This window comes from Streptomyces lasiicapitis, assembly GCF_014646335.1.
GTDB lineage: Bacteria > Actinomycetota > Actinomycetes > Streptomycetales > Streptomycetaceae > Streptomyces > Streptomyces lasiicapitis.
Genome location: NZ_BMNG01000024.1, coordinates 1 through 26,763 on the forward strand (window position 1 = coordinate 1; position 26,763 = coordinate 26,763).

The following is a 26,763-nucleotide window of genomic DNA, read 5'->3' on the forward strand; positions in this document are numbered from 1 at the left end:
GGGACCGTCGGTGCGGGGGCGGGCGGGCGCGCCGCGGACTGGCGGACGGTGAAGCTGCCGGGGGCGGCGCCGGGGACGCCGCGGACGGTGCCGTCGGGGTTGAGGAAGGCGGGGTCGCCGCCGGGGACCATGCCGAGTTCGCGGGCGCGGCGCTGCAGGGCGTCCGGGGCGGCGTACTCGTCGACGTCCTTCTGGAGCTGCTGCTCCTCGTCGGTCAGCTCCTGTGTCTCCTTCTTCAGCTTGCTGAGCTGGAAGGAGCCCTCGTTGAGCGAGGAGTTGAGGATCAGGAGCGTGATCAGGCCACCGCCCAGGAGCAGGACGACCAGGAGCACGAAGGGGGTGCGTGCGGCTTGGCTCGGGCCCGCGGGCAGCAGCCGCGCGAGGCGCGCGGCCCTCCCCCGCAGCTCGGGCTTCTTGCTCATGCGGCCTCCTCGCGGACGCGGCTCATGGGGCCTCTCCGGGGAGACCGCTCACGTGGCTTCCTGCCGGACGACGCCCCTCACAGGGCTTCCTCGCGAATGCGCTGCGCACCTCGCAGCCGTGCCGGGGCGGCCCGGCGGTTCTCGGCGATCTCTTCCTCGGTGGGCAGCTCGGCGCCGCGCGTGAGGAGCTTGAGGCGCGGCTGGTACTGCTCGGGCACGACGGGCAGGCCGGGGGGCGCAGTGGTGGCGGCGCCCGCCGCGAGGACCTGCTTGACCAGGCGGTCCTCCAGCGAGTGGTACGACAGGACGGCGATGCGGCCGCCCACGGCAAGCGTCTTCACTGCGGCCGGGACGGCCCGCTCCAGGACGCTCAGCTCGCCGTTGACCTCGATGCGCAGGGCCTGGAAGGTGCGCTTGGCCGGGTTGCCGCCGGTGCGCTTGGCGGCCTGCGGGAGGGCGTCGCGGATCAGCTCGACGAGCCGGGCGCTGTTGCTGAACGGCTCCTTGTCGCGCTCGCGCACGACGGCGGACACGATCCGCTTGGCCTGCTTCTCCTCGCCGTACTGCCGCAGGATCCGCACCAGTTCGCCGGCCGGGTAGGTGTTGAGGACCTCGGCGGCGCTCATCCCGGTCGTCTGGTCCATGCGCATGTCCAGAGGGGCGTCCTGGGCGTAGGCGAAGCCGCGGTCGGCCTCGTCGAGCTGCATGGAGGAGACGCCGAGGTCGAACAGGACGCCCTGCACGCGCGGGACGCCGAGCCGCTCCAGTACGTCGGGCAGCTCGTCGTAGACCGCGTGCACCAGGGTGGCGCGGTCGCCGTAGGGGGCGAGCCGCTCGCCGGACAGGCGCAGCGCTTCCTTGTCGCGGTCGAGGGCGATCAGGCGGGCCGAGGGGAAGGCGGCGAGCAGTGCCTCGCTGTGGCCGCCGAGCCCGAGGGTGCAGTCGACGACCACCGCCCCCGGCTCCGCGAGCGCCGGGGCCAACAGGTCCAGGCACCGCTGGAGCATCACCGGGACATGTCGGGCAGAGCTCACTGCACCCTCTCAGGGTCCGGCGCGGCCCACGTACACACAGCCGGGTCCCCGCCCGCTCAAGAAGGGGAATCCGACCCGCCGGCGCCGGGGAAGGGGCGTCGGCCGACCGGGAGCGGGAGGAGGCCGAGCCGTACGTACGCGTCGCGCACGTGGGGGGACTTAGGGAAAATCCCAAATCTCCGGAACGGTCCAGCGGGAAGCGGACTCCTCTCCCGCTTCGCGTCACTTTAGTCCACGCTGTCTCGCGGTCAATCAACCGGCCTGCGCGGCGCGGCCCGGCCCTTCAGGCATGCGTCGTCCGCGCGTCATCACCTGTTCGGACGCGCCTCGGCCACTCCTGTGGGTTAGCTCACAACAACACCCAATGACGTTCTTTGTCCGCTCTCACAGCAGGCCCGTACAGCCCGTGACCACTACCTTCATAGTCATGACGACTTCCGCATCACTCCCCACAGGTCCCGAAGGCGCCATACGCACCGGCGGCGCGCGCGAGGGCGGTACGGTCACCGACCGTCTCGTCGACGCCAATGAGCGTTACGCCGCCGACTTCACCGATCCGGGCATGGACGCCCGCCCCGTCTTGCGCGTCGCCGTGGTGGCATGCATGGACGCCCGTCTCGACCTGCACGACGCCCTCGGCCTCGAGCTGGGCGACTGCCACACGATCCGCAACGCGGGCGGCGTGGTCACCGACGACGTGATCCGCTCCCTGACCATCAGCCAGCGGGCGCTCGGCACCCGCAGCGTCGTCCTCATCCACCACACCGGCTGCGGCCTGGAGTCCCTCACCGAGGAGTTCCGGCAGGACCTGGAGGACGAGGTCGGGCAGCGGCCGACGTGGGCGGTGGAGTCGTTCCGCGACGTCGACCAGGACGTGCGCCAGTCCATGCAGCGCGTGCGGACCTCCCCCTTCCTGGTGGAGACCGGTGACGTCCGCGGTTTCGTCTTCGACGTGAAGACGGGACTCCTGCGGGAGATCGACCCTGCGTGACCGCCGGATACGGGGCACCGGACAATCTCCGGTACCCAAAAGGCGGCAAGACCTGACATAGCGCCGCCAGTTATCCACAGGCGAGTGACACGAACCGGTAAGCCCAACAAGAATGCGTGTGTGGCGTCGCGCTGAACCATTCACGCGTGGTGTCCGTGTTTCGGGGTGGGCCGGTCCGCACGCGAGCGTCGGCCCGGGAAATGAAAGAACCTGTGCTCCTTGCCGAGCGTGGGGAAGGGCCGAGGAGGGCCGGGTGACGACCTATGACGATCGAGCGAGCCTCACAGATCTGACCACGACCGCGGAGCGTGTCCGCAGGTCGATCGAGGGTGTGATCGAGGGCAAGCCGGAGGTCGTACGGCTTTCGCTGACCGTGCTCCTGGCGGAGGGGCACCTGCTCATCGAGGATGTGCCGGGCGTGGGCAAGACCATGCTCGCCAAGGCGCTGGCGCGGTCCATCGACTGCTCGGTGCGGCGTATCCAGTTCACGCCGGACCTGCTGCCGTCGGACATCACCGGTGTGTCCATCTGGGACCAGCAGCGCCGTGACTTCGAGTTCAAGCCGGGAGCGATCTTCGCGCAGATCGTGATCGGCGACGAGATCAACCGCGCGTCTCCGAAGACGCAGTCCGCGCTCCTGGAGTCCATGGAGGAGCGCCAGGTCACCATCGACGGGCAGACGTACGAACTGCCCAGCCCCTTCATGGTGGTGGCCACGCAGAACCCGGTGGAGATGGAGGGCACGTATCCGCTGCCCGAGGCACAGCGCGACCGCTTCATGGCCCGCGTCTCGATCGGCTATCCGGGCCCGGAGGCCGAGCTGCAGATGCTGGACGTGCACGGTGGCGCCTCGCCGCTCGACGACCTCCAGCCGGTGGCGCACGCGCACGACATGGTGAAGCTCATAGACGCGGTCCGTACGGTCCACGTCGCCGAGGCAGTGCGTAGATACGCGGTCGATCTGGTGGGGGCGACCCGCAGCCACCCGGACCTGAGACTGGGCGCCTCCCCGCGCGCGACGCTGCACCTGCTGCGCGCCGCCAAGGCCTCCGCCGCCCTGAGCGGCCGTGACTTCGCCCTGCCCGACGACGTGCAGGCCTTGGCCGTCGCGGTCCTCGCGCACCGCCTGCTGCCCACGGCCCAGGCCCAGCTGAACCGGCGTACGGCGGAGTCGGTCGTCCTGGAGATCCTCCAGCGCACCCCCGTCCCGGCGGCCCAGCAGCCCGGCGGCGGCTTCTTCGGCCAGCAGCCGCCCGGCGCCCGGAGGCTGTGATGGCGGCCGGGGGCGGGCCGCCGGCGGACGGCGAGGACGACAGGGGCGGCCTGCGCACGGCACTCGCCGGCCTCACCACCCGGGGGCGGTCCTTCTTCGCGGCGGGCATCGCCGCCGCCGTCTGCGCCTACGTCCTCGGGCAGGGCGACCTGCTCCGGGTCGGCCTGCTCCTGGCGGTGCTCCCGCTGGTGTGCGCGGCCGTGCTCTACCGCACGCGCTATCGCGTCGCGGGCAGCCGCCGGCTCTCCCCCGCGCGCGTGCCCGCCGGTTCGGAGGCCCGCGTGCACCTGCGGATGGACAACGTCTCGCGGCTGCCCACGGGCCTGCTGATGCTCCAGGACCGGGTGCCGTACGTGCTCGGTCCGCGCCCCCGCTTCGTGCTCGACCGGGTCGAGGCGGGCGGCCGCCGCGAGGTGTCGTACCGCGTGCGCTCGGACCTGCGCGGCCGCTACCCGCTGGGACCGCTCCAGCTCCGTCTGACCGACCCGTTCGGCATGTGCGAGCTGACCCGCTCCTTCTCGACGTACGACACCCTGACCGTCATCCCGCGCGTGGAGGCGCTGCCGCCGGTGCGGCTGACGGGCGAGGCCAAGGGGTACGGCGACGGACGGCACCGCTCGCTGGCCCTGGCCGGCGAGGACGACGTGATCCCGCGCGGCTACCGCTACGGCGACGACCTGCGCCGCGTCCACTGGCGCTCCACCGCGCGCTACGGCGAGCTGATGGTGCGCCGCGAGGAGCAGCCCCAGCGCTCGCGCTGCACGGTGCTCCTGGACACCAGGGCCGTGGCCTTCCAGGGCGCGGGCCCGGACTCGGCCTTCGAGTGGGCCGTGTCGGGCACGGCGTCCGCGCTGGTGCACATGCTCGAACGGGGCTTCTCGGTACGGCTGTTGACGGACACCGGCAACTCGCTGCCCGGTGAGGGCGGCGACGGATTCGCGGGCGCCGGCCAGGAGTCGGCGGACGCCGCCGGGCTCATGATGGACACGCTCGCCGTGATCGACCACTCGGACAGCGCGGGGCTCTCACGCGCGTACGACGTCCTGCGCGGCGGGAACGAAGGCCTCCTGGTGGCCTTCCTCGGCGACCTGGACGACGAGCAGGCCACAGTCATCGCCAAGATGCGCCAGCGCAGCGGTGCCGCGGTCGCCTTCGTCCTGGACAGCGCGGCCTGGGCACAAGGGCCGGGCACTCCTACGTCCCCGGCCGCGGAGCACCATCTGCGACTGTTGAACGAGGCGGGCTGGACGGCGGTCGGGGTCCCTCCGGGGGTCGCGCTCGTCGACCTGTGGCGGCAGGCGGACCACCTGCGCACCAGCGCGGGGCCGGCGCCGACGGCGGGGACGACGACCGGGGGCTGGTCATGAGGGGCATGAAGGGCTTGAGGGGCTTGAGGGGACGTTTCGCGGTGAGCCCGGGGGGTTCTTCATGAGTGGGCGTACGCGGCTTGCGCTGTGTGCCGCCGGTGCCACGCTGATGGCGTCGGGCGCGCTGCTGCCGCTCGTCGAGACGTCGGGCTGGATCGTCCAGGCGGCGATCCTGCTCGCGCTGCAGAGCGGGGTGGGCGGGCTCGCGCGGCGGGTGCCGCTGGCGCGGCCGGTGACGGTGGCCGCGCAGGCCCTGGTGTCGCTGCTGCTCCTGACGCTGGTGTTCGCGCGCGAGCAGGCGCTCGCCGGTGTGCTTCCGGGGCCGGAGGTCTTCCGGCACTTCAGCGTGCTGCTGGAGGCGGGCGGCGACGACGTCGGGCGGTACGCGATTCCGGCGCCGCTCACCGACGGCATCCGCCTGATGGTGGTCGGCGGCGTGCTCGTGGTGGGCCTCGTCGTGGACGCGCTCGCGGTGACGTTCCGTACGGCGGCCCCGGCCGGGCTTCCGCTGCTCGCGCTGTACTCGGTCGCGGCGGGCCTGTCGGGGGACGGCGCCGGGTGGCTGTGGTTCCTGCTGGCCGCGGCGGGCTATCTGCTGCTGCTCCTCGCGGAGGGCAGGGACCGGCTCTCGCAGTGGGGCCGGGTGTTCGGCGGCGCGGCGCGCGCTCCCGGCCCTGTGTCGGGCGGCCTGGAGACGGACGGCGGCGCCATCGCCCCGGTCCGTACGGGCCGCCGCATCGGCGCCGTCGCCCTGGGCATCGCCCTGGTGGTGCCGCTCGCGCTGCCCGCGCTCGACGGCGGTCTGCTCGACGGCTCGGGCGGGCCCGGGGGCGGCGACGGCGACGGGGGCGGCACGATCTCCGCGGTGAACCCGCTGGTCGCGCTCCAGGACAGCCTGAACCAGCCGGAGGACCGCGAGGTCATCTCGTACCGCACGAACGCCAAGAACACCCAGGACATGTACCTGCGGATCGTCTCGCTCGACCAGTTCGACGGCACCACCTGGAAGACCACGGTCCGGGACATCACCGACGTCCCCGCGCGCCTGCCGGACCCGCCGGGCCTGTCCCCGACCGTCCGCAGGACGGAGATCCAGACGAACATCTCGGCGGACGACCGCTACGCGCAGAACTGGCTGCCGATGCCGTATCCGGCCAGCCAGGTCCGCATCGACGGCCGCTGGCGGTACGAGCCGGTGGGCCGCGCGGTCGTCGGTGACCGCGGCCAGACCACGCGCGGCGCGCAGTACAGCGTGAACAGCCTGGTGGTGGAGCCGACCGCGGAGCAGCTCGCGGCCGCGCCCGCCGCGCCGTCGGGGCTGGCCCGTGAGTTCACCAAGGTGCCGGACTCGCTGCCGTCGGTGGTGTCGTCCACGGCGCGCGAGGTAACCGAGGGCGCGGCGAACGACTACGAACGCGCGGTGAAGCTCCAGGACTGGTTCGCCTCCGACGGCGGCTTCACGTACAACACGCAGGTCCGCGCGGGCAGCGGTCCGTCGGCGATCGCCCGCTTCCTGGAGCAGAAGGAGGGCTTCTGCGTCCACTTCTCCTTCGCGATGGCGTCGATGGCCCGCACGCTGGGGATTCCGGCGCGCGTGGCGGTGGGCTTCACGCCGGGTTCCGCGCAGTCCAACGGCACGATGTCGGTGGGGCTGCGGGACGCCCACGCGTGGCCCGAGCTGTACTTCGAGGGTGTGGGCTGGACCCGTTTCGAGCCGACGCCGAACCGTGGCTCGGTGCCCGACTACACCCGTGAGGAGTCCCCGTCCGAGGACTCCGAAGAGTCGGCCGTGCCCGAGCCGTCCTCGTCGTCGGCGCCGTCGCCGACACCCTCGCAGTCCTCGGACTGCCCGCGCGACCTGCAGCAGCAGGGTGGCTGCGCGAGTGCGATGCCGCAGCTCGCGGGCGGTTCCGGCGACGACGGTCCGCCGATCGGCTGGATCGTCGGCGGGGCGCTGCTCGCGCTCGTGGTCCTGCTGGTGCCGTCGTTGCCGATGCTGTGGCGGGCGCGGGTGCGCGCGGTGCGGCTCGGGAGCGGCGGGCGCACGCAGGCGGACGCGGCGGCGCGGACCCTGGCGGCGTGGCTGGAAGTCACCGATACCGCCTGGGACCACGGCATCGAGCCGGACGAGTCGCAGACACCGCGCAAGGCGGCCGCCAGGATCGTCCGGGTCGGGCAGCTCGGTCCCGGCCCCGCGGAGTCGGTCCACCGGGTGGCGGCGGCGGTGGAGCAGGTCCTTTACGCGCCACGGCCGCAGCCCACGCAGGGCCTGGGGGACGATGTGCGTCGGCTGCGGGACGGGCTGCGCGCCTCCGCCGGCCGTTCGGCGCGGCTGCGGGCGACCGTCGCGCCGCGTTCGGCCGCCCGGGTGGTGTGGGCGGTGTCGGACCGCTGGTCGGCGTTGAGCACGCGCTGGTCGCAGTGGGCGGCCAAGCGGTGGGCGGCACTGCGGAGGCCGGCTCGGCAGGAGAGCTGAGGGCCGGGCCCGCCCTGGGGCGGGCCCGGATATTCGGGTCCCCCGGAAACCCGGATATTCGGGTCCCCGGAGATGCGGGTCTCCCGAGATGTGGGTCCCGGACACAGGCGTCCCGGACATGCGAGCCGGAGCCGGACATGCGAGTGGGGGGTGACCGCTGAGGCGGTCACCCCCCACTCGCATGGGTACGTGTGCGTGGGCGTGCGTGGGCGTCACATCCCGGGCTCCCCGGACGTCCGGCGTCGGGCGCGGAGGCACCAGGCGTCGGGCACGGGGCGCGGCGGCCGAACGGGCTACTGGCCGCCCTGCTGCTCGTCCCTGCGGCGCTGCCAGCGCTCTTCGATGCGGTCCATCATGGAGCGCCGCTGCCGGGCCTGATGCCGACGGCCGGGTGGCGCGCCGGGAGCCGTGGCCGCGGCGGTGCCGGGGGCCTGCTCACCCGGCTTGGGCGCTTTGCGCCAACCAGTGACTGCGAGCACCGCACACCCCAGCATGACGAGGAAGCCCACCACGCTCACCCAGATCAGCTGGGCGACCATTCCGGCCATGAGAAGGGCAATGCCCACCAGGAAGCCCGCGACCGCTTGGTAGACCCGCTTCCGGGTGTACGTACGCAGCCCGCTTCCCTCAAGCGCTGTCGCGAACTTGGGATCTTCGGCGTACAGCGCTCGCTCCATCTGCTCGAGCATGCGCTGCTCGTGCTCCGAGAGCGGCACGGAGTCCTCCTCATCGTGCAGTCGCCGGGGCGACCGGGGGGTCCCCTTCAGGATAGGCAGGGAATCGCCCCCGTGAAACCCGCCCCTCTGCGCCAACTTCGCCAAACCGGACCGCCAGGTCGCTCCGGCTCGCTGAAGCCTGCATTCCCCAGCGGCCGGTCCGTCATGCCGGACGGTGTCCCTCGATCATACGGCGCCGGTAGCCCGTTCGGGGGGCCTGTGGCGTACTCCATGTGCGGCTGCGTCCCTGATCAGCGAGCCGGTCCCACCTGCCACACGCGTCCCACGGGTCCGCCGGCGCTCAGGCCTCGGCGGTCGCGGTGCCCTCTGCCGTCCCGGACGTCTCACCGAGCACGTGCAGCTGTGTGGCCACGGAGTGGAAGGCGGACAGCTCGGCGGCGGCGGCCTCCAGCTTGAGCAGCGCCTCCAGAGCGCCCGGCTCGGTGTCCACGAGGACGCCGGGGACCAGGTCGGCGAAGACCCGCACGCCGTGCACGGCGCCGACGCGCAGGCCCGCGTCCTGGGCCAGCTCGGTGAGCTGCTCGGCCGTGAAGCGGCGCGGCACGGGGTCGCCCTCGCCCCAGCGCCCGGCCGGGTCGTCGAGGGCCCGGTGGGCCTCGCTGAAGTGCCCGGCGAGGGCGCGGGCCAGGACGGCGCCGCCGAGGCCCGCGGCGAGCAGGCTCACGACTCCGCCGGGACGCAGCGCGCTGACGACGTTCCGCATGCCTTCGGCCGGGTCGTCCACGTACTCCAGGACGCCGTGGCACAGCACCGCGTCGTACCCACCGCGCTCGACGACGTCGAAGAGGCCGTGCACGTCGCCCTGCACGCCGCGCACGCGGTCGGCGACGCCGGCCTCGGCGGCGCGGCGCTCCAGCGCGAACAGCGCGTTCGGGCTGGGGTCGACGACGGTGACGCGGTGGCCGAGGCGGGCGACGGGCACGGCGAAGTTGCCGCTGCCGCCGCCGGTGTCGAGCACGTCGAGACCGCCGCCGTCGGGTGCGGCCTCGGGCTCCTGTCCCGTGGCCTTGACTCGACGATCCAGGGCGTCTTTCAGGACATCCCAGACCACGGCGGTACGGAGAGAAGCGCGTGGGCGCATCGGGTCCGACACGGCAGTTGACTCCTCGGCGCGGCTCCGCCTGATCTGCGGCGGGCTGTTCGGGTGCGGGCGCTCCCACCTTATTGCCTTCACGGCCGTGCCCCGTCATCCCTCCGCCCCGGCCGAGGGCGCCGGCCGGGGGCCCCGGCCGGGCGCGCGTCGGCCCTCGGGTGTCAGCCCGCGTCCGGCGGCTCCCTTCTCGGCTGGGGCAGCACGGGTTGGAGGACGAGCATGCGCTCGACCAGGCGCAGGAACATCGCCACGTCGCGCAGCAGGTCGTCGGCGTCACGGAGGCTGGCGGCGCCCTCGATGCCCGCTTCGGCGCGGGCCCTGCGGGCGGCGCCGGAGGCGAACAGGGCGCTCCACTCGGTCAGTTCGGGGGCTATCTCGGGGAGCACTTCCCAGGCGCTCCGGATGCGCTGCCTGCGGCGTGGGCTGAGCTCGGGGCGGCCGCGGGCGGCGAGGACCGCGGCGGCGGTGCGCAGGGCGGCCAGGTGGGCGGTGGCGTAGCGCTCGTTCGGAGTGTCCAGGTGCGCCGCCTCGTCGAGTCCGGCGCGGGCCTGGGCGAGCAGTTCGAGGGCGGCGGGAGGGGCCGAGGCCCGGCGGATGACCGGGTGGACGTCGCTCGCGGGGCCGGTCGGTGAGGGGGCAGGGCCGGGGGCGCGGCGCCGGCGAGCGGCTGCGGCGTGAGTACTGGCCATGACGAACCTCCTGTCGTCTGTGTGACGGCGCAGTGGCCGTATGTGCCCATCGTGGAGTACGCCACTGACAATCGGCCCTGACCTGCTCCTTTGCCTCGATCGAAGGTTCGAGATAGTTTTTGCACTGACCAGTCAGTTCAAAAACCGTCGCGACACGACGCGCCGCGACGCCACACGAGGGGGGACCGTGGACGGTCCGCACGGCGCCGCCGTCAGCGCGGCGGGCTTCGGCCTCAAGGGACCGCGGGGCTGGGCGTTCCGCGGGGTCGGGATCACGGCGGAGCCGGGCGCGCTCGTCGCGCTCGAAGGCCCGTCGGGCTCCGGCCGCACCTGTCTGCTGCTCGCGCTCACGGGACGCATGCGCGCCACCGAGGGCACGGCGTCCGTGGGCCGCTTCCGGCTGCCCAAGCAGCTCGCGGCGGTGCGCGGCATCAGCGCGCTCGGGCCCGTGCCCGGCGTCACCGACCTGGACCCCGCGCTGACCGTCGCCGAGCACCTGCGCGAACGCGCGCTCCTGGAGCGGCGGTTCGAGGGCGCGCTGCGCGCGCTGCTGCGGCCGCGGTCCGAGCGGGCCGCCGAGTCCCGGCTGCGCGTCGACACCGCGGTGCGGGCCGCCGGGCTCGACATCGAGGCGCTGCCCAAGGGCTCCCGGACCTCGGTGCGCGACCTGGACCGGCTCGAGGCGCTGCGGCTGTCCGTGGCGCTCGCACTGATCGGCCGGCCACGCCTCCTCGGCGTCGACGACACCGACCTGAAGCTCTCGGACGCCGAACGGGACGAGGCCTGGGCCCTGTTGCGGTCCGTCGCCGAGCGCGGGACCACCGTGGTGGCCGTGTGCAGCGAGGCCCCTGAGGGGGCGGTCGTCGTACGCACCGGAGGAGTCTCCGAGAGCCGCGAACCCGCCGAGCCCTCTGAGCCTGCCGAACCCACCGAGCCAGCCGGGCTCGCCGAAGAAGACGAAAACAAAGAAGACGAAAACGACGACAAGGAGACGCCGGATGCGGTCGCCGAAGCTCGCCGCGCTTGAGCTCAAGCGTTTCGGCAGGGGCAGGCTGCCCCGCGCGGCCCTGGTGGCGCTCCTGCTGCTGCCCCTGCTGTACGGCGCCCTGTACCTGTGGTCCTTCTGGGATCCGTACGGCCGCCTGGACAAGATCCCCGTGGCCCTCGTGAACGACGACAAGGGCGCGACCGTCGACGGCAAGAAGCTCACGGCGGGCGACGGCATCGCCGAGCGGCTGCTCGACAGCAAGACCTTCGACTGGCACGAGGTGAGCTCCGCCGAGGCCCGCGAGGGCGTCGAGGACGGCACGTACTACCTGTCGCTGACGATGCCGTCCGACTTCAGCCAGCGGGTGGGCTCCAGTTCGGGCGACGCTCCGGAGACGGGCGCCCTGCGGGTGCGCACGAACGACGCCAACAACTACATCGTCGGGCAGATCTCGCGGACGGTCTTCTCCGAGGTGCGCACGGCCGCCTCCACGAAGGCGTCGCGGAACATGCTCGACAAGATCTTCATCTCGTTCTCCGACATCCACGGCAAGACCCAGAAGGCCGCCAAGGGCGCGGACCGGCTCGAAGGCGGCATCGGGAAGGCGAAGAAGGGCTCCAAGCAGCTCGTCGACGGCCTGAAGGACGCCAAGGACGGCAGCGGGGACCTCGCCTCCGGCGTCAAGAAGCTGCACACCGGCGCCGGTGACCTGGAGGACGGCTCGCGCCGCGTCGCGGACGGCACCCAGAAGCTGGCCGACCGCGTGAACGGCGACGCGGCCAAGGTACGGCCGTACCTGAAGGACAACGGCAAGGTGCTCGGCGACACCGCCCGGCTCGTCGCCGACTCCTCCCGGGCGGTACGGCACAACCTGGCCACCCTCGTGAAGAGGGCCCCCAAGGCGGCCACAGAGGCCAAGGAGGCATCGGCCGCCCTGAACGCGTTCTACGAAGAGCAGTGCCAAGGGACCCCCGACCCCGCCGCCCCCGCCGCCTTGTGCCCGAAGCTGAAGAAGGCCAAGGAGGTCGCGGCCGACGTCTCGGCCATCTCCACGGACGTCGACACCCTCGTCAAGGACCAGAACGGCGACCTGAAGAGCCTCGACACGCACCTCGCCACCCTTCAGAAGAAGGCCGACGGCCTCGCCGACCGCGCCCCGCACCTGGACGAGAACCTGGAGAAGACCGTCAGGGACGTCAACGCGCTCAACAAGGGCGCGGGGAAAGTCGCCACGGGCGCCAAGAAGCTGCACACGGGCCTCGGCACGGCCCAGACCGGCGCCACGGACCTGGACAGCGGCGTCGGCAAGCTGAAGACGGGCGCCGACGACCTCGACGGCGGCATGTTCAAACTGGCCGACGGCTCCCAGGAGTTGGCGGGCGGACTGCACGACGGCGTCAAGAAGATCCCCGACTACGACAAGCAGGACCGAGACCGCCGCACCGACGTCATGGCCGACCCCGTACAGCTCGCCTCCCAGTCGCTGCACAAGGCGCCCAACTACGGCACCGGTTTCGCCCCGTACTTCATCCCGCTGTCCCTGTGGGTCGGCGCGATGGTGGCGTACATGCTGATCCAGCCGCTCAACCGGCGCGCGCTCGCCGCGGGCGCCCCCGCCTGGCGGATCGCGCTCGCGGGCTGGCTTCCGGTGGCCGCGCTCGGCGCGCTGCAGGTGGGGGCGCTCATGTCGGTCCTGCACTGGCGTCTGGGGCTGCAGATGGAGCGGGCGGCCGGGACGATCGGCTTCCTCGTCCTGGTGACCGGATGCTTCGCGGCGATCGTGCAGTGGCTCAACGCGCGCTTCGGGGCGGCCGGACGGATCCTGGTACTCGCCGTCCTGATGCTCCAGCTCACGTCGGCGGGCGGCACGTATCCGGTGCAGACGAGCCCGAAGTTCTTCGAGGCGATCCACCCCTACCTGCCGATGAGTTACGTCGTCGACGCCCTCCGCAGGCTCATCACGGGCGGCGGTCTCGGCCCGGTGTGGACGGCGTGCGCGGTCCTGCTCGCGTTCACCGCGGGCGCGCTGGCGCTCACCGCCGTCTCCGCGCGCCGCAAGCAGGTGTGGACTCTGGACCGGCTGCACCCGGAGCTGAGCCTGTGAACGGATCGGAACCTGTGAAAATCAAGAGCATGGAAAGCAGCTCGAGCAGCACGCGGCGCGAGGCCACCCGGCAGAAGCTCTACGAAGCCGCCGTCACCCTCATCGCGGAACAGGGGTTCTCCGCCACGACAGTTGACGAGATCGCCGAGCGGGCGGGGGTCGCGAAAGGCACGGTCTACTACAACTTCGCCAGCAAATCAGTCCTCTTCGAAGAGCTGTTGCGGCACGGCGTGGGACTGCTCACCGCCTCCCTCAAGGAGGCCGCGGACAAGGCCGCCCTGGAGGGCGGCCGCCAGGTAGACGCGCTGGACGCGATGATCCGCGCGGGCCTCGTCTTCATCGACCGCTACCCGGCCTTCACCCAGCTGTACGTGGCCGAGCTGTGGCGCACGAACCGTGCCTGGCAGTCCACGCTCATGGTCGTGCGCCAGCAGGCCGTCGCGGTCGTCGAGGACGTCCTGCGCGCGGGCGTGACGAACGGCGAGCTGAGCGAGGACATCGACATTCCGCTGACGGCGGCCGCGCTCGTCGGGATGGTCCTGGTGGCGGCGCTCGACTGGCAGGCTTTCCAGCCGGAGCGCTCGCTGGACGACGTGCACGCGGCACTGTCGCGGCTGCTCCAGGGGAGGGTGAGCGGCGAGAGGCAGTGATCCGGCCACCCGGCCGGACCCGTTCACCCGTTCGCAGTCACCGCGCGGCCGCATGTTCGCGGTCATCGCACGGCACCCGATTCACGGTCACCGCGCGGCGCCGGTCCGGCGGCCTGGGATTCCAGGCCGCCGGACCGGCGCTTGTTGCATTCCCCCGCGCGACCCCGTGGTCTTCCCCCGGTCGCCCCCGTTCCTCGCTCCCGCCACGGGCAGGCGGGAGGAGCGGCCAAGGGCGCCGCCCCGCTCCGCCGCCCCGTGTCGGCGGTGCCGGTGCCGCGCCCTTCTCCGTGCCCCCAACTCTGTCGTCCCCGCACGTCGTGGCCCATCCGCGCGCGTACTCATCTCCGTCTCTAGGTACGGATACTCAGACCTGAGTGCTCACCCCCGGGCCGACCGATCTGGACGCTGGTGCCCAGGCCGCGATGGTCCCCGCTGGTTACGCTCACTTCCGTGTCCGTACTCCCCCTGGTGTTCACCAGTGGCTGGGCCAGCGGGATCAACGCCTACGCGGTGATCCTGCTGCTCGGTGTCTTCGGGGCCACGGGACTGTCCGACGAGGTCCCCGAGTCGCTGCAGAGCCCCGGCGTGCTGATCGCCGCGGGCGTGCTCTTCGCCTGTGAGGCGGTCGCCGACAAGATCCCTTACGTCGATTCGGTGTGGGACGCCGTGCACACCGTCATCCGGCCGGTGTCGGGGGCCGTGGTGGGCGCGCTGCTCGCCGGGCAGAGCGGTTCGCTGTCGGACGTGGCGGCGGGCGCGGTCGGCGGGTCGACGGCCCTCGCGAGCCACGCCGTGAAGGCCGGGACGCGGATGGCGGTCAACACCTCCCCCGAGCCGTTCAGCAACCTCGTCCTGAGCACCGCCGAGGACCTCGGGGTCGGCGGGATCGTCAGCTTCGCGATGTTCAACCCCGAGGCCGCGGCGATCATCGCGGCGGTGCTGCTGGTCGGCGGCCTTGTCCTGCTGCTGTTCCTCGCGCACCGGATCCGGCGGTTCCTGCGGCGCAGGGCACAGCGCAGGGAGGAACGACGGCTCGCGGCGGCAACCGGACCGAGAAGCGGACGACCACCGGACTGAGAGCCGGGCGGCAACCGGACCGAGAACCGGCCGTCCACCGCTCTGACCTGGGCACCCACGGCGTTGTCAGTGGCGGCCGATAAAGTCCCTGGCATGGCACGGATTGTGGTGATCGGCGCCGGGATGGGCGCCATGACGGCCGCCGCCCGGCTGGCCGTCGCGGGCCACCGGGTGGTGGTGCACGAGCGCGCGGCGACGTACGGCGGCGTGCTCGGCCGCGTGGAGCGCGACGGCTTCGGCTTCGACACGGGCCCGTCCGTGCTGCACCTGCCCGCGGTGTACCGCGATCTGTTCGTGAAGACGGGCAAGCAGCCCCTGGAGGACTGCGTCGAGCTGTCCCAGATCGAGCCTGCCGTGCGCCACGTCTTCGCGGACGGCACGACGACGGACCTGCCGAACGCCTCGCGCGGGGGCGTAGGCGAGGCCCTGGACGCCACGCTCGGCGCCGGCGCGGGCGCCCGCTGGTCGGCGTTCATGAACCGCGCGCGGGAGGCCTGGGACCGCACCCGCCGCCCCCTCCTGGAAGAGCCCCTGTGGCCGAACTGGCGGGTGCTCGCCGAGCGCGAGCCCTACCCCTCGGTCGCCGAGAAGCGCCTGCTGCGCCGCGAGCGCCGCGCGACCACGCTCGCCGAGATCGCCGCCTTCGAGCTGGGCGGCGAGCCCCGGCTGACCGCACTCCTGGAGCACTTCGCGCTGGCCCGCGGCCTGGACCCGCGCACGGCCCCGGCAAGCGCCGCCGTCCTGCCGTACATGGAGCAGACGTTCGGCACCTGGGCGGCGCACGGCGGCATGCGGGCCCTCGCGACGGCGGTGTACGAGCGGTGCCTGGCGCGCAAGGTCGAGTTCGCGTTCGCGTCGGCGGTCGTACGGATCGTGGAGAAGGACGGCCGCGCGGCGGGCGTCGAGCTCGCGGACGGGACCGTCGTGGACGCCGACTTCGTGGTGGCGGGTGTCGCGCCGGACGTACTGGCCCGCCTGCTGCCCGGAGCGGGCACACGCGGCGCGGACGAGGTCCCCCCGCAGTCCGGCCTGCCAAGCCGCCTCACCGTCCTGCTCGCCCTGCGCGGTGCGCGACCCAAGGAAGCGCCGCACAGGACGGTGGTGCACGCGACGGACCGCGCGAGGGAGTTGGACAGCCTGTTCGGCGACCGCCCCGCCACGCCGACGCGGCCCACCTCGGCGGCCACGGTGACGGTGACACGGCCCGACGACAGCACGTCGAGGCCGGACGCCGACCACGAAGCGGTCACGCTGACCGCCACCGTGCCCGCGGCTCCCGACAGCCCGGACGAGGCATCACGCGAGGCCTTGGCCGTACAGGCCGAAAGCCTGATCACCCACGCCGAGCGCGCGATACCCGACCTCCGTGACCGCCTCCTGTGGCACGAGGTCCGCGCTCCCGCCGACATCGCGGAGGCCACCGGCGCCGACGGCGGCAGCGTGCCCGCGCCGTCCCTCGCGGCGGCCGACGGCCGACGGCTGCACCCGGGCAACAGCGCGCGCGTGGAGGGCCTGTTCACGGTCGGCGGCTGGTCGCACCCCGGCGGCGGGCTGCCGCACGCGGGCATGTCCGGCGCGCTGGTCGCGGGGCTCATCGTGGAGGGACCGGAGTTCCAGGGCTCGCAATGAGCCGGAGGGCTCCCGCCCACCCGATGACGACGTGCCCCTACCGCCGACTCAATACCGGTACTGCTGCTCCCCGTTGAACCCGGGCTCATAGCCGAACGAGTCCCCCGGCTGCTGCGGCACCTCGCCGGTCGGGAACGGCGGATAGCCGGGCTGCTCGGGCGGGAGTTCCCCCGGCAGATCGCCGCCGTACGGAGGCGCCGCGTCCGTCGTGCGCTGCTGCGGGACCCAGACGCCGCCGGGCGGGGTGTCCTGGTAGCCGCCGCCGTACGTGTCGCCCCCGTAGGGCGCGTACGGCGACGGATCGGCGTAGGTGTCGTAGCCGGGCTGCGCGCCATAGGTCTGCGTGCCGATGTACGGGTCGGAGTAGGCGGCGTACCGCTGCTCGCCGGTCTCGCCGTAGGCGAAGTGCAGCGGGTCCTGCTGCTCCTGCCGGGCCTGCCCGTCCTGCGGGTCGTACGCGGCGTAGCTGTCGAAGCCGTAGCCGTCACCGGCGGGGGGCGCGGCGTGCGCGGCGTCGCTGTAGACGCCGTACTGCCCGGTGTCGTCGGGCATGGGCTCGGGCGCGTACACACCGGGACCGGTGTGGTGCTGGTCGAGGATGTCCGGGACGGGCGGCGCTCCCGGCTCGGGCGCCGCGTCGTACTCGAGGTCGGAGACCTGGAGCGTCGGGTCAGGGGCCGCGCCGCGGGCGCCCTTGCGGCGCCTGCTCTCGCCCGGCTGACCGCCGAGCGCCCAGCCCGTGGAGAAGCCGCGCCGGAACGAGAGCGTCACATACGTCTGTCCCGTCGCGAACGCGATCGCGCCGACGGCGATGACCACCACCGACGGCATCAGGACACCGACGACGACCACGAGGAAGCCGACGAAGGCGAGCAGCCGCCAGCGCAGCCGCGCCTTGTACTGCAGCAGCACCTCGCCGAGCAGCCACAGCGCGACGATGCCGAACGCGATGTAGAGGACCGTCCAGCCCATGTACGCCCCTCTCCCCTGCGGCCGCGGCCCCAGGGGTACGACCGGTCAGGCCTGCTGGTGGTGCAGGCCCAGATTTTCGTAGATCTCCAGCGTCGCCGTGGAGTTGTTCAAGGTGATGAAGTGCAGCCCCGGCACTCCCTCGGCGAGCAGTCGCGCGCAGAACTCCGTCGCGAACTCGATGCCAATGGAGCGTACAGCGGCGGGATCGTCTTTGACCGAGAGGATCCGCTCTTTCAGTTCGGGCGGGAAGTCCGCGTTGCTGAGCTGCGGCAATCGCTCCAACTGGCGCACATTTGTCACCGGCATGATCTCCGGGATGATCGGCGTCTCGCAGCCGGCCGCCTCGACGCGGTCGCGAAGGCGCAGGTACTCCTCCGCGTGGAAGAACATCTGGGTGATCGCGTAGTCGGCGCCCGCGCGGCACTTGTCGACGAAGTGCTGGACGTCGGACTCCCAGTCCGACGAGCGCGGATGCATCGCCGGGAACGCGGCCACGCCCACGCAGAAGTCGCCCGATTCCTTGATGAGCCGCACCAATTCGGCGGCGTAGGTCAGCCCCTCGGGGTGTTTGACCCACTCGCCCATCGGGTCGCCGGGCGGGTCGCCGCGCAGCGCGAGCATGTTGCGGATCCCGGCGTCGGCGTACTGCCCGATGATGTTGCGCAGTTCGGCGACGGAGTGGTCGACGGCGGTGAGGTGGGCGACCGGCGTGAGCGTCGAGTCGGCGACGATCTGCTCGGTCTCGCGCACCGTGCCCGCGCGCGTGGAGCCGCCGGCACCGTACGTCACGGAGACGAAGCTGGGTGCGACGGCCTCGACCCTGCGCAGCGAGTTCCACAGGATCCGCTCGCCCTTGGGGGTCTTCGGCGCCGAGAACTCGAAGGAGTACGTGGTCTTGCCGCTCGCGAGCATGTCGCGCACGGTCCGTGCGCGGTCAGTCCTGGTGGAAGCAGTGCCTAGGGCCATACCGGCAGGTTAGCCAGGCTGGCGCGGTCCCCCAACCGCACGTTGGTCATTTGTCCCGTTAGTCGGTTTGTTGTCCACGCATCGGACACCATGGGGGTGTTGCTCAAACGGGTGTACGTATCCGACTGCGGGCCCGTCAGGCCGTACGCAGCCGCTTGGCGAGGTCCTCGGCGGCGGCGCCCGGGTCGTCCGCCTCGGTGAGTGCGCGGACCACGACCACCCGGCGTGCGCCGGCTTCCAGGACCTCGTCCAGGTTGCCCGCGTCGATGCCGCCGATGGCGAACCAGGGGCGGTCGGTGCCGAGGGAGGCCGTGTAACGCACCAGGTCGAGGCCCGGGGCGTGCCGGCCGGGCTTGGTGGGCGTCGGCCAGCAGGGGCCGGTGCAGAAGTAGTCCACGCCGTCCTGGACGGCGGCCGCCGCGACCTCGTGCTCGGCGTGCGTGGAGCGGCCGACCAGGACGTCTTCGCTGGTGGCGCCGAGGATGGCGCGGGCCGCGGGCACGGGCAGGTCGCCCTGGCCCAGGTGCAGCACGTCGGCGCCGACGGCGTGGGCCACGTCGGCGCGGTCGTTCACCGCGAGGAGCTTGCCGTGCCGGCGTGCGGCCTCGGCGAAGACCTCCAGGTGCGCCAGCTCCTCGGCGGCCTCCATGCCCTTGTCACGGAGCTGCACGATGTCGACGCCGCCCGCGAGGACGGCGTCCAGGAACTGCGGGAGGTCCCCCTGGCGCTTGCGGGCGTCCACGCACAGGTAGAGGCGGGCGTCGGCGAGCCGGGCGCGCGCGGACGCGCCCGCCGTGTCGGTGGCCATGGAGAGGTCCCCCCGTGTCGGTGGCGTACGGGCCGCGGGTGCGGCCCGTACGCCGGACGGTTGTTTCAGGTCAGACGGCGAGCGCCTGCGCGCGGCGCTTCACCTCCGTCCCGCGATTCTCGCTCAGGGCCTGCGCGGGGGTGCCGGGCAGGGTCGGGTCAGGGGTGAAGAGCCACTCGAGCGCTTCTTCATCGGTGAAACCATCGTCCCTGAGGAGCGTCAGGGTGCCTGCGAGGCCCTTGACCACCTTGTCGCCGTCGATGAAGGCGGCGGGCACCTGGAGCGTGCGGTTCTCACCGCGGCGCACGGCGATGAGCTGGCCCTCCTTGACCAGCTGGCGCACGCGCGTCACCTCCACGTCGAGCATCTCTGCGATGTCGGGGAGGTGCAGCCAGGCGGGGACGAGAGCATCGGTCTTTGCGTCAATCTCGGTCACGGATCAAGCGTGCCATTTCTGGCCGGGGGCCGGAAGCCGGGGTGGGGGGCCGGTGCGCCCCTCTGTGCCCCCGGGGGGTACGTGGGCCCCTGTGGTCCTTGGGGTGGCCGGAACCGGGGTGTGAGCCGGAACATCCGCCGCCACGCGGTGGAGGGTCAGCCGGCGACCGCGCGCTTCAGGGGGATCGCCGGGTCCGCCGTCAGCGTCGGGTCCAGGCGCGTCGCGGACTCGATGAGTTTGCGGGACTGGGCCAGGTCGCGGGGGCGGCCCACCGCCAGGAGGGCGGTGAGGGCGCCGTCACGGAGCCAGCAGACCGTCCAGGCGGGGGTCGTGGGGTCGCCGCGCCAGATCAGTTCGTCGCCGGGTGCGTGGTGGCCCGCGTACTGGACGAAGCGGCCGAACTGCTCGGACCAGAAGTACGGGACGGGGTCGTACACCGCCGGGCTCTCGCCGATGATGTTCGCCGCCACCGTGCGCGGACCCTGGACCGCGTTGTCCCAGTGGTGCACGAGCAGCCGCTCCGCGTACCGCCCCGAAGGGAAGGACGCGCAGTCGCCGACCGCGTACACATCCGGCGCGGACGTGCGCAGCCGCTCGTCGGCGAGGACCTCGCGGTGGGCGCCGAGCGCGATGCCGGAGCCCGCGAGCCACGCCGTCGCGGGCCGCGCGCCGATGCCGACGACGACGGCGCCCGCGGGCAGCCGCGTGCCGTCGTCGAGGAACACCGCGCCCGGCTCGACGCGCTCCACGCGCGCGTGGGTGCGCAGTTCGGCCCCGGCGTCCGCGTACCAGGCCGCCATCGGGGCCGCGACCTCGGCGGGCAGCGCGCCCGCGAGCGGGCGGTCGGCGGCCTCCACCACGGTCACGGAGCAGCCCGCGTCCCGGGCCGCCGTGGCGAACTCCGCGCCGATCCAGCCCGCGCCGACGACCACCACGTCGTGCCGCTCGGCGAGGACGGGGCGCAGCCGCTCGGCGTCGTCGAGGGTGCGCAGCAGGTGCACGCCGGGGACGCCGTCGGAGCCGGGCAGCCGAATCGGTTCGGCACCGGTCGCGAGGACCAGGCTTTCGTACCCGACCGGGCCCGCCTCGGTGTCCAGTTCGTGGTCGGCGGGGCGGACGCCGGTGACGTCCAGACCCAGTCGCAGTTCGATGCCGAGCGCCTCGAAGTCGATGTCGAAGGCCGAGCCCTCCGCCTTGCCGAGCAGCACCGCCTTGGACAGCGGCGGCCTGTCGTACGGCTGATGGGGCTCCGCGCCGATCAGCGTGACCGTGCCCATGAACCCCTGCTCGCGCAGCGCCACGGCGGACTGCACCCCGGCCATCCCGGCGCCGACGATCACCACGCGCCGCCCCGCCGCCACCCTCTTCTGCTCGTCGCTCACCCGATCAACTCTAGGGCGGCGCCCCCGACAGCGGGCACGACGGGCTTAACTCGCCACCGGGCGACGGGCTAGGCTGACGGTGCAGAGCACTCGCGGGAGCCCGGACGCACCGGGCTGAGAGGGAGGCTGGACGGCCTCCGACCGTACGAACCTGATCCGGGTCATGCCGGCGAAGGGAGGGGCTGGACGCCCATGCGTTCCCGTACGAATGGCAAGACAGAAGCGGCACCGTCGTCCCTGGAAGGGTCCCCAGCAGGGTCCCCAGAAGGTCCGCCTTGTGACGTTCTCGTCGTCGGTGGCGGCGTCATCGGGCTCGTCACCGCGTGGCGGGCGGCGCAGCGGGGGCTCGCCGTCACCGTCGTGGACCCCGAGCCGGGGGGCGGCGCCGCGCAGGTCGCGGCGGGCATGCTGGCCGCCGTCACCGAGCTGCACTACGGCGAGCAGACCCTGCTCGGCCTGAACCTGGCCTCCGCGCGCCGCTATCCCGACTTCGCCGCCGAGCTGACGGAGGCGAGCGGCCAGGACATCGGCTACCGCGCGTGCGGCACGCTCGCCGTCGCCCTCGACGCCGACGACCGCGCGCATCTGCGCGATCTGCACGCCCTCCAGGTGCGTTCGGGGCTCACTTCGGAGTGGCTGAACGGCCGCGAGTGCCGGCGTCTCGAGCCGATGCTCGCTCCGGGGGTACGTGGCGGACTGCGCGTCGACGGCGACCACCAGGTCGACCCGCGCAGGCTCGCGGCCGCCCTCGTCGTGGCCTGCGAGCGGGCCGGGGTGCGGTTCACGCGCGCGTGGGCGCAGGCTCTTTCGGTCGTACGTGACCGGGCCACCGGTGTCGTCCTCGCCGACGGCACCGCGCTGGCCGCCGGGCAGACCGTGCTCGCCGGGGGCAGCCTCAGCGGGCGGCTGGCGGGGGTTCCCGAGGAGGTGACCGCGCCGGTCAGGCCCGTGAAGGGGCAGGTGCTGCGGCTGACGGTGCCGCGACGGTACGCGCCGTTCCTGAGCCGCACCGTGCGGGCCGTCGTGCGCGGCAGCCACGTCTATCTGGTGCCGCGGGTCAGCGGTGAGCTCGTCGTCGGCGCGACCAGCGAGGAGCTGGGCTGGGACACGACGGTCACCGCGGGCGGCGTGTACGAGCTGCTTCGCGACGCCCACGAACTCGTACCCGGCATCACGGAGCTGCCCCTCACGGAGACGCGCGCCGGGCTGCGGCCCGGGTCCCCCGACAACGCGCCGCTGCTCGGGCCGACCGCCCTTGCCGGACTGCACCTCGCCACCGGGCACCACCGCAACGGCATCCTCCTGACCCCCGTCACCGGGGACGTCATGGCGCACGCCCTGACCACCGGCGAACTGCCGGACGAGGCGGCCGCGTTCACCCCACGCCGCTTCACGTCAGCCCACTTGAACTCCTCGAAGCACCTCACGGAGCTGTCCGCATGACCACGCCCTTCGCCGTATTCGCCGTCTCCGTCAACGGAGAGGTACGAGACGTGGCCGCCGGGACCACGCTCGACACCGTCGTCGCCCAACTGACCGCCGCGCCCTCCGGAGTCGCCGCCGCGCTGAACGAAACCGTCGTCCCGCGCGCGCAGTGGGCCACCACCGCGCTCGGCGACGGCGACCGCGTCGAGATCCTCACCGCCGTCCAGGGAGGCTGACGCACATGGCGGACGATCCTTTCGTCATCGGCGGCCTCACGCTGTCGTCGCGACTGATCATGGGTACGGGGGGTGCGCCGAGCCTGGACATCCTGGAACGGTCCCTCGTCGCCTCCGGTACGGAGCTGACCACCGTCGCCATGCGGCGGCTCGACCCCGGTGTGCGGGGGTCCGTGCTGTCCGTCCTGGAGCGGCTCGGCATCCGGGTGCTGCCGAACACGGCCGGGTGCTTCACGGCGGGCGAGGCCGTGCTGACCGCGCGGCTGGCCCGCGAGGCGCTGGGCACGGACCTGGTGAAGCTGGAGGTCATCGCGGACGAGCGCACGCTGCTGCCCGATCCCGTGGAGCTCCTCGACGCCGCGGAGACCCTCGTCGACGACGGCTTCACCGTGCTGCCGTACACCAACGACGATCCCGTGCTCGCCCGGAAGCTGGAGGACGTGGGCTGCGCGGCCGTCATGCCGCTCGGCTCCCCCATCGGCTCCGGGCTCGGCATCCGCAACCCGCACAACTTCCAGCTCATCGTGGAGCACGCGCGCGTGCCGGTGATCCTGGACGCCGGCGCCGGCACCGCGTCGGACGCCGCGCAGGCCATGGAACTGGGCTGCGCCGGCGTGATGCTCGCGTCGGCCGTGACGCGCGCCCAGGAGCCGGTCCTCATGGCCGAGGCCATGCGCCACGGCGTCCTGGCGGGGCGCCTCGCCCACTTGGGCGGCCGCATCCCCCGCCGCCACTTCGCCGAGGCGTCGTCTCCCGCGGAGGGACGGGCGGCCCTGGACCCGGAACGACCGGCGTTCTGACGTTCCGCGGTCGCGGCAACCGTCCCCGCGGCCGCCCCGCCCGGCATAGGGCACCGGACGGTCACAGCTGCGCTGCAGTCTCGTAGGGCCGGCGGGCGAGGGGGCCGGGGTGTCGGTGCGGCCTCGTAGACTCCCTCCGTGGACACGACCCTCAAGGACCCCCTCGTCGGGCAGGTGCTCGACGGCCGTTATCGCGTGGACGGGCGGATCGCGGTCGGCGGGATGGCCACGGTCTACCGGGCCGTGGACACCCGCCTCGACCGCGTGCTCGCGCTGAAGGTGATGCACCCCACGCTCGCGGCCGACACCTCGTTCGTCGAGCGTTTCATCCGCGAGGCCAAGTCGGTGGCCCGCCTGGCGCATCCGAACGTGGTCGGGGTCTTCGACCAGGGCACGGACGGCGCGTACGTCTATCTCGCGATGGAGTACATCGCGGGCTGCACCCTCCGCGACGTCCTGCGCGAGCGCGGCGCCCTGCGCCCCCGCGCGGCCCTGGACATCCTGGAGCCCGTGCTCGCCGCCCTCGGCGCCGCGCACCGCGCCGGGTTCGTGCACCGCGACATGAAGCCGGAGAACGTCCTGATAGGGGACGACGGCCGCGTGAAGGTCGCCGACTTCGGCCTCGTACGAGCAGTGGATTCCGTGACGAACACGACCGGCACGGTCCTCGGCACGGTGTCCTATCTCGCGCCGGAGCAGATCGAGCACGGCACGGCGGACACCCGCGTGGATGTGTACGCCTCCGGGGTCGTGCTGTACGAGATGCTGACCGGCGCCAAGCCGCACGGCGGCGAATCCCCCGCCCAGGTGCTGTTCCAGCACCTCAACGAGGACGTGCCGCCGCCCTCAGCGGCCGTGCCCGGCCTCGCCTACGAGCTCGACGAGCTGGTCGCGTCGGCCACCGCCCGCAACCCGGACCTGCGTCCGTACGACGCCGTGGCCCTGCTCGCGCAGCTCCGCGAGGCCCGGTTCGCGCTCACGGACGGGCAGTTGGACGCCGTCCCGCCGCAGGCGCGCGGCACGGAGCGGGATGCCGCAGACAGTTCCACCGGCTCCGACGAGCGCACGAGCGTCATCCCGCGCGCGACCCGAGGCGTACAACTCCCCCTGCCCACCACCGCGCAGGACTCCCAGCACGCGCAGGAGCCCCAGGAGCTGCGGGCCCTGCGGGAGCTTCGCGAGAGCCGGCAGGACGGGCTCAACCACACCAGCGTCCTGCGCACGCCGCCGCCCGCGACCGCGCCCGCGTCGGCTCCGAAGTCGACCGCGGCCCGCCTGCGCCAGCGGCTCAACACCCGTCGCGGGATATCCGCGACGATAGCCGCGGTGCTGCTGGTCCTCGGCCTGGGCGCGGGCGTCTGGTACATCAACTCGGGCCAGTTCACGAAGGTCCCGGCGCTCCTCGCGAAGACGGAGGCCCAGGCCCGCGAGCGACTCGACGGCGCCGGTCTCGACGTACGCAAGGTCAAGCGCGCCTACAGCGACACCGACAAGCGGGGCACGGTCATCGCGACCGACCCCGGCGTCGGCGAGCGCATCCGGCACAACGGCAAGGTGACGCTGACCGTCTCCCTCGGCCCGGAGACCGTGAAGGTGCCGGACCTGGAGGGCACGCCGCTGCCGGAGGCGAAGGACAAGCTCGACGACGTGGGGCTCGGGGCGGGCATGGTCACCAGGGCCTTCAGTGAGGACGTCCCGAAGAACGCCGTGATCAGCACCGACCCGCAGGCGGGCAAGGTCCGCAGGGCAGGCTCGGCCGTCGCGCTCGTCGTCAGCAAGGGCCGCGCGGTGGAGCTGCCCGACGTGACCGGCGAGTCCGAGGAAGACGCCCGCGCCGAGTTGGAGGAAGCCGGCCTGAAGGTGAAGATCGCACCGGGCCGGGTCACCTCCGACGAGGACAAGGGCGACGTCGTCAAGCAGTCCCCCGACGAGGAGGGCAAGGACGTTCCCGAGGGGACCGTGGTCACGCTGACGATCTCCAAGGGGCCGCCGATGGTCGAGGTCCCGGACGTGGAGGGGATGAAGGTCGGCGAGGCCAAGGACGCGTTGGAGGGGGCCGGGTTCGACGTCAAGGAGGACCGGGGGCTGCTCGGGATCTTCGGGGACACCGTCAAGGACCAGTCCGTGGATCCCGGGGACGAAGCCCCCAAGGGGTCGACGATCACCATCGAGATTCGCTGAGGTCGGGGGCCCTCGCGGGAGGCGCCCCGGACCCGCCCCTTTCCCGGCTGTATCGATTTGCGGCTCCGCCGCGTGGGGGGCTCTGCCCCCAGACCCCCGCTCCTCAAACGCCGGAGGGGCTATACCCAGCCGGCAGGGGCCATATCCTGGGCCGAATGAGCACCAAGAAGTCCCCCATCGGCAGCCACGTCCCCGTCGCCGGCGGGCTCGCCTCCGTCGGGCTCGCGTACGCACGCGACATCGGCGCCGAGACCGTGCAGGTCTTCGCCGCCAACCCGCGCGGCTGGGCGACACCGCCCGGCAACCCGAAGCAGGACGAGGCCTTCCGCGCCGCCTGCGCGGACGAGGGCATCCCGGCGTACGTCCACGCGCCCTACCTGATCAACTTCGGCTCGCACACCGAGGCGACCGTGGAGAAGTCCGTGGAGTCGCTGCGGCACTCGCTGCGCCGGGGCCGTGAGATCGGCGCGCTCGGGGTCGTCGTGCACACAGGTTCCGCGACGGGCGGCCGGGAGCGCGGGGTGGCGCTGCACCAGGTGCGCGAGCGGATGCTGCCGCTCCTGGACGAGCTGACGCACGACGACGACCCGTTCCTGCTGCTCGAGTCCACGGCCGGGCAGGGCGCGTCGCTGTGCTCGCGCACCTGGGACTTCGGGCCGTACTTCGAGGCCCTGGACGCCCACCCGAAGCTCGGCGTCTGCCTGGACACCTGCCACATCTTCGCGGCCGGGCACGACCTGGCCGGGCCGGGCGGCATGAAGCAGACCCTCGACCTGCTCGTCGACACGGTCGGCGAGGGCCGCCTCAAGCTGGTGCACGCCAACGACTCCAAGGACGTCGTCGACGCCCACAAGGACCGCCACGAGAACATCGGCTCCGGGCACATCGGCGCCGAACCCTTCCGCGAGCTCCTGACCCACCCGGCGGCCGACGGCGTACCGCTGATCATCGAGACGCCCGGCGGCAAGGAGGGCCACGCGGCCGACATCGCCCTCCTGAAGGAGCTCAGGGACGCCTGATCCCTTTT

The 26,763-nt window shown here is 72.8% G+C and carries 24 protein-coding genes and 1 riboswitch; of the genes, 14 read left to right on the forward strand and 10 right to left on the reverse strand.

The annotated features are described in order from the left end of the window. Positions 1–422, reverse strand: a 422-nt coding sequence (gene ftsL, locus IEY91_RS38050; protein WP_189177415.1) for a cell division protein FtsL, incomplete at its 3' end; no start/stop codon positions are given. Positions 423–499: 77 nt separating this feature from the next. After that, positions 500–1,456, reverse strand: a complete 957-nt coding sequence (gene rsmH, locus IEY91_RS38055; RefSeq protein ID WP_164325801.1) for a 16S rRNA (cytosine(1402)-N(4))-methyltransferase RsmH — start codon at positions 1,454–1,456, stop codon at positions 500–502. Positions 1,457–1,883: 427 nt separating this feature from the next. Between rsmH and IEY91_RS38060 the strand changes: the two genes are divergently transcribed. The 4 genes from IEY91_RS38060 (at position 1,884) to IEY91_RS38075 (ending at position 7,563) form a co-directional block, all read left to right on the forward strand. Then, complete coding sequence (locus tag IEY91_RS38060; protein WP_164325800.1) at positions 1,884–2,447, forward strand: beta-class carbonic anhydrase; 564 nt, start codon at positions 1,884–1,886, stop codon at positions 2,445–2,447. Between the two features lie 253 nt (positions 2,448–2,700). Next, a complete protein-coding gene (locus IEY91_RS38065) occupies positions 2,701–3,720 on the forward strand; it encodes an AAA family ATPase (RefSeq protein WP_164325799.1) in 1,020 nt (339 codons plus the stop codon). Then, positions 3,720–5,087, forward strand: coding sequence for a DUF58 domain-containing protein (locus IEY91_RS38070; RefSeq protein WP_164325798.1), 1,368 nt, complete (start codon positions 3,720–3,722; stop codon positions 5,085–5,087). The genes IEY91_RS38065 and IEY91_RS38070 overlap by 1 nt, the downstream gene beginning before the upstream one ends. 61 nt (positions 5,088–5,148) lie before the next feature. After that, positions 5,149–7,563: a transglutaminase TgpA family protein gene (locus IEY91_RS38075; protein WP_189177416.1), complete on the forward strand. Its 2,415-nt coding sequence runs from the start codon at positions 5,149–5,151 to the stop codon at positions 7,561–7,563. A gap of 293 nt (positions 7,564–7,856) precedes the next feature. Here the strand turns inward: IEY91_RS38075 and IEY91_RS38080 are convergent, their stop codons facing one another. The 3 genes from IEY91_RS38080 to IEY91_RS38090 all read right to left on the reverse strand — a co-directional run bounded on the left by IEY91_RS38080 (position 7,857) and on the right by IEY91_RS38090 (position 10,082). Beyond that, a complete protein-coding gene (locus IEY91_RS38080; protein WP_164325796.1) occupies positions 7,857–8,279 on the reverse strand; it encodes an SCO2097 family morphological protein in 423 nt (140 codons plus the stop codon). A gap of 301 nt (positions 8,280–8,580) precedes the next feature. Next, positions 8,581–9,393: a methyltransferase gene (locus IEY91_RS38085; RefSeq protein ID WP_189177417.1), complete on the reverse strand. Its 813-nt coding sequence runs from the start codon at positions 9,391–9,393 to the stop codon at positions 8,581–8,583. A gap of 161 nt (positions 9,394–9,554) precedes the next feature. Beyond that, positions 9,555–10,082 (reverse strand): SAV_6107 family HEPN domain-containing protein, encoded by a 528-nt coding sequence (locus IEY91_RS38090; protein WP_164325794.1) that lies wholly within the window; start codon positions 10,080–10,082, stop codon positions 9,555–9,557. 187 nt (positions 10,083–10,269) lie between these two features. Between IEY91_RS38090 and IEY91_RS38095 the strand changes: the two genes are divergently transcribed. The 5 genes from IEY91_RS38095 to IEY91_RS38115 all read left to right on the forward strand — a co-directional run bounded on the left by IEY91_RS38095 (position 10,270) and on the right by IEY91_RS38115 (position 16,530). After that, positions 10,270–11,109: an ATP-binding cassette domain-containing protein gene (locus IEY91_RS38095; protein WP_229697515.1), complete on the forward strand. Its 840-nt coding sequence runs from the start codon at positions 10,270–10,272 to the stop codon at positions 11,107–11,109. Then, positions 11,081–13,174 carry a YhgE/Pip domain-containing protein gene (locus IEY91_RS38100; protein WP_164325792.1) on the forward strand — a complete coding sequence of 698 codons (2,094 nt, stop codon included), beginning with the start codon at positions 11,081–11,083 and terminating at the stop codon, positions 13,172–13,174. The genes IEY91_RS38095 and IEY91_RS38100 overlap by 29 nt, the downstream gene beginning before the upstream one ends. 29 nt (positions 13,175–13,203) lie before the next feature. After that, on the forward strand, positions 13,204–13,824 hold the full coding sequence (locus IEY91_RS38105; RefSeq protein WP_189177419.1) for a TetR/AcrR family transcriptional regulator: 621 nt from the start codon (positions 13,204–13,206) through the stop codon (positions 13,822–13,824). Between the two features lie 450 nt (positions 13,825–14,274). Beyond that, positions 14,275–14,901, forward strand: coding sequence for a DUF4126 domain-containing protein (locus IEY91_RS38110; protein ID WP_189177420.1), 627 nt, complete (start codon positions 14,275–14,277; stop codon positions 14,899–14,901). 93 nt (positions 14,902–14,994) lie between these two features. Continuing rightward, positions 14,995–16,530 (forward strand): phytoene desaturase family protein, encoded by a 1,536-nt coding sequence (locus IEY91_RS38115; RefSeq protein ID WP_189177421.1) that lies wholly within the window; start codon positions 14,995–14,997, stop codon positions 16,528–16,530. Between the two features lie 48 nt (positions 16,531–16,578). On the opposite strand, the gene IEY91_RS38120 is transcribed toward IEY91_RS38115, so the two are convergent. From IEY91_RS38120 to IEY91_RS38140, 5 genes are all read right to left on the reverse strand, one after another. Continuing rightward, positions 16,579–17,502: a hypothetical protein gene (locus tag IEY91_RS38120; RefSeq protein WP_164325788.1), complete on the reverse strand. Its 924-nt coding sequence runs from the start codon at positions 17,500–17,502 to the stop codon at positions 16,579–16,581. A 45-nt stretch (positions 17,503–17,547) separates the two neighbouring features. Further along, positions 17,548–18,468, reverse strand: a complete 921-nt coding sequence (gene metF / locus IEY91_RS38125; RefSeq protein WP_164325787.1) for a methylenetetrahydrofolate reductase [NAD(P)H] — start codon at positions 18,466–18,468, stop codon at positions 17,548–17,550. A gap of 136 nt (positions 18,469–18,604) precedes the next feature. Further along, positions 18,605–19,276 (reverse strand): thiamine phosphate synthase, encoded by a 672-nt coding sequence (thiE, locus tag IEY91_RS38130; protein ID WP_189177422.1) that lies wholly within the window; start codon positions 19,274–19,276, stop codon positions 18,605–18,607. A gap of 70 nt (positions 19,277–19,346) precedes the next feature. Then, on the reverse strand, positions 19,347–19,712 hold the full coding sequence (locus IEY91_RS38135; RefSeq protein ID WP_164325785.1) for an Rv2175c family DNA-binding protein: 366 nt from the start codon (positions 19,710–19,712) through the stop codon (positions 19,347–19,349). Between the two features lie 155 nt (positions 19,713–19,867). Beyond that, the gene (locus tag IEY91_RS38140) at positions 19,868–21,034 is read right to left on the reverse strand and encodes an NAD(P)/FAD-dependent oxidoreductase (RefSeq protein WP_229697527.1); all 1,167 of its coding nucleotides are present in this window, start codon (positions 21,032–21,034) and stop codon (positions 19,868–19,870) included. 142 nt (positions 21,035–21,176) lie between these two features. After that, positions 21,177–21,289: riboswitch (TPP riboswitch) on the forward strand. Between IEY91_RS38140 and thiO the strand changes: the two genes are divergently transcribed. The 5 genes from thiO to IEY91_RS38165 all read left to right on the forward strand — a co-directional run bounded on the left by thiO (position 21,287) and on the right by IEY91_RS38165 (position 26,755). Continuing rightward, complete coding sequence (gene thiO / locus IEY91_RS38145) at positions 21,287–22,537, forward strand: glycine oxidase ThiO (RefSeq protein WP_189177424.1); 1,251 nt, start codon at positions 21,287–21,289, stop codon at positions 22,535–22,537. Its footprint overlaps the riboswitch before it by 3 nt. Next, positions 22,534–22,755 (forward strand): sulfur carrier protein ThiS, encoded by a 222-nt coding sequence (thiS, locus tag IEY91_RS38150; RefSeq protein ID WP_164325782.1) that lies wholly within the window; start codon positions 22,534–22,536, stop codon positions 22,753–22,755. The genes thiO and thiS overlap by 4 nt, the downstream gene beginning before the upstream one ends. 5 nt (positions 22,756–22,760) lie before the next feature. Then, positions 22,761–23,555 carry a thiazole synthase gene (locus tag IEY91_RS38155; protein WP_164325781.1) on the forward strand — a complete coding sequence of 265 codons (795 nt, stop codon included), beginning with the start codon at positions 22,761–22,763 and terminating at the stop codon, positions 23,553–23,555. A gap of 138 nt (positions 23,556–23,693) precedes the next feature. Beyond that, positions 23,694–25,736 (forward strand): Stk1 family PASTA domain-containing Ser/Thr kinase, encoded by a 2,043-nt coding sequence (gene pknB, locus IEY91_RS38160; protein ID WP_189177425.1) that lies wholly within the window; start codon positions 23,694–23,696, stop codon positions 25,734–25,736. 155 nt (positions 25,737–25,891) lie between these two features. Continuing rightward, on the forward strand, positions 25,892–26,755 hold the full coding sequence (locus tag IEY91_RS38165) for a deoxyribonuclease IV (protein ID WP_189177426.1): 864 nt from the start codon (positions 25,892–25,894) through the stop codon (positions 26,753–26,755). Positions 26,756–26,763 lie beyond the last annotated feature (8 nt).

Bases quoted from the DNA above. Each gene is read 5' to 3' on its own strand.
- IEY91_RS38100 (WP_164325792.1), top strand. From the start codon at position 11,081: ATGCGGTCGCCGAAGCTCGCCGCGCTTGAGCTCAAGCGTTTCGGCAGG.
- IEY91_RS38075 (WP_189177416.1), top strand. From the start codon at position 5,149: ATGAGTGGGCGTACGCGGCTTGCGCTGTGTGCCGCCGGTGCCACGCTG.
- IEY91_RS38070 (WP_164325798.1), top strand. From the start codon at position 3,720: ATGGCGGCCGGGGGCGGGCCGCCGGCGGACGGCGAGGACGACAGGGGC.
- IEY91_RS38120 (WP_164325788.1), bottom strand. From the start codon at position 17,502: ATGGGCTGGACGGTCCTCTACATCGCGTTCGGCATCGTCGCGCTGTGG.
- thiO (WP_189177424.1), top strand. From the start codon at position 21,287: ATGCGTTCCCGTACGAATGGCAAGACAGAAGCGGCACCGTCGTCCCTG.
- IEY91_RS38165 (WP_189177426.1), top strand. From the start codon at position 25,892: ATGAGCACCAAGAAGTCCCCCATCGGCAGCCACGTCCCCGTCGCCGGC.
- thiE (WP_189177422.1), bottom strand. From the start codon at position 19,276: ATGGCCACCGACACGGCGGGCGCGTCCGCGCGCGCCCGGCTCGCCGAC.
- IEY91_RS38105 (WP_189177419.1), top strand. From the start codon at position 13,204: ATGGAAAGCAGCTCGAGCAGCACGCGGCGCGAGGCCACCCGGCAGAAG.
- IEY91_RS38060 (WP_164325800.1), top strand. From the start codon at position 1,884: ATGACGACTTCCGCATCACTCCCCACAGGTCCCGAAGGCGCCATACGC.
- IEY91_RS38090 (WP_164325794.1), bottom strand. From the start codon at position 10,082: ATGGCCAGTACTCACGCCGCAGCCGCTCGCCGGCGCCGCGCCCCCGGC.
- IEY91_RS38140 (WP_229697527.1), bottom strand. From the start codon at position 21,034: ATGGCCGGGGTGCAGTCCGCCGTGGCGCTGCGCGAGCAGGGGTTCATG.
- metF (WP_164325787.1), bottom strand. From the start codon at position 18,468: ATGGCCCTAGGCACTGCTTCCACCAGGACTGACCGCGCACGGACCGTG.
- IEY91_RS38115 (WP_189177421.1), top strand. From the start codon at position 14,995: ATGGCACGGATTGTGGTGATCGGCGCCGGGATGGGCGCCATGACGGCC.
- IEY91_RS38155 (WP_164325781.1), top strand. From the start codon at position 22,761: ATGGCGGACGATCCTTTCGTCATCGGCGGCCTCACGCTGTCGTCGCGA.
- thiS (WP_164325782.1), top strand. From the start codon at position 22,534: ATGACCACGCCCTTCGCCGTATTCGCCGTCTCCGTCAACGGAGAGGTA.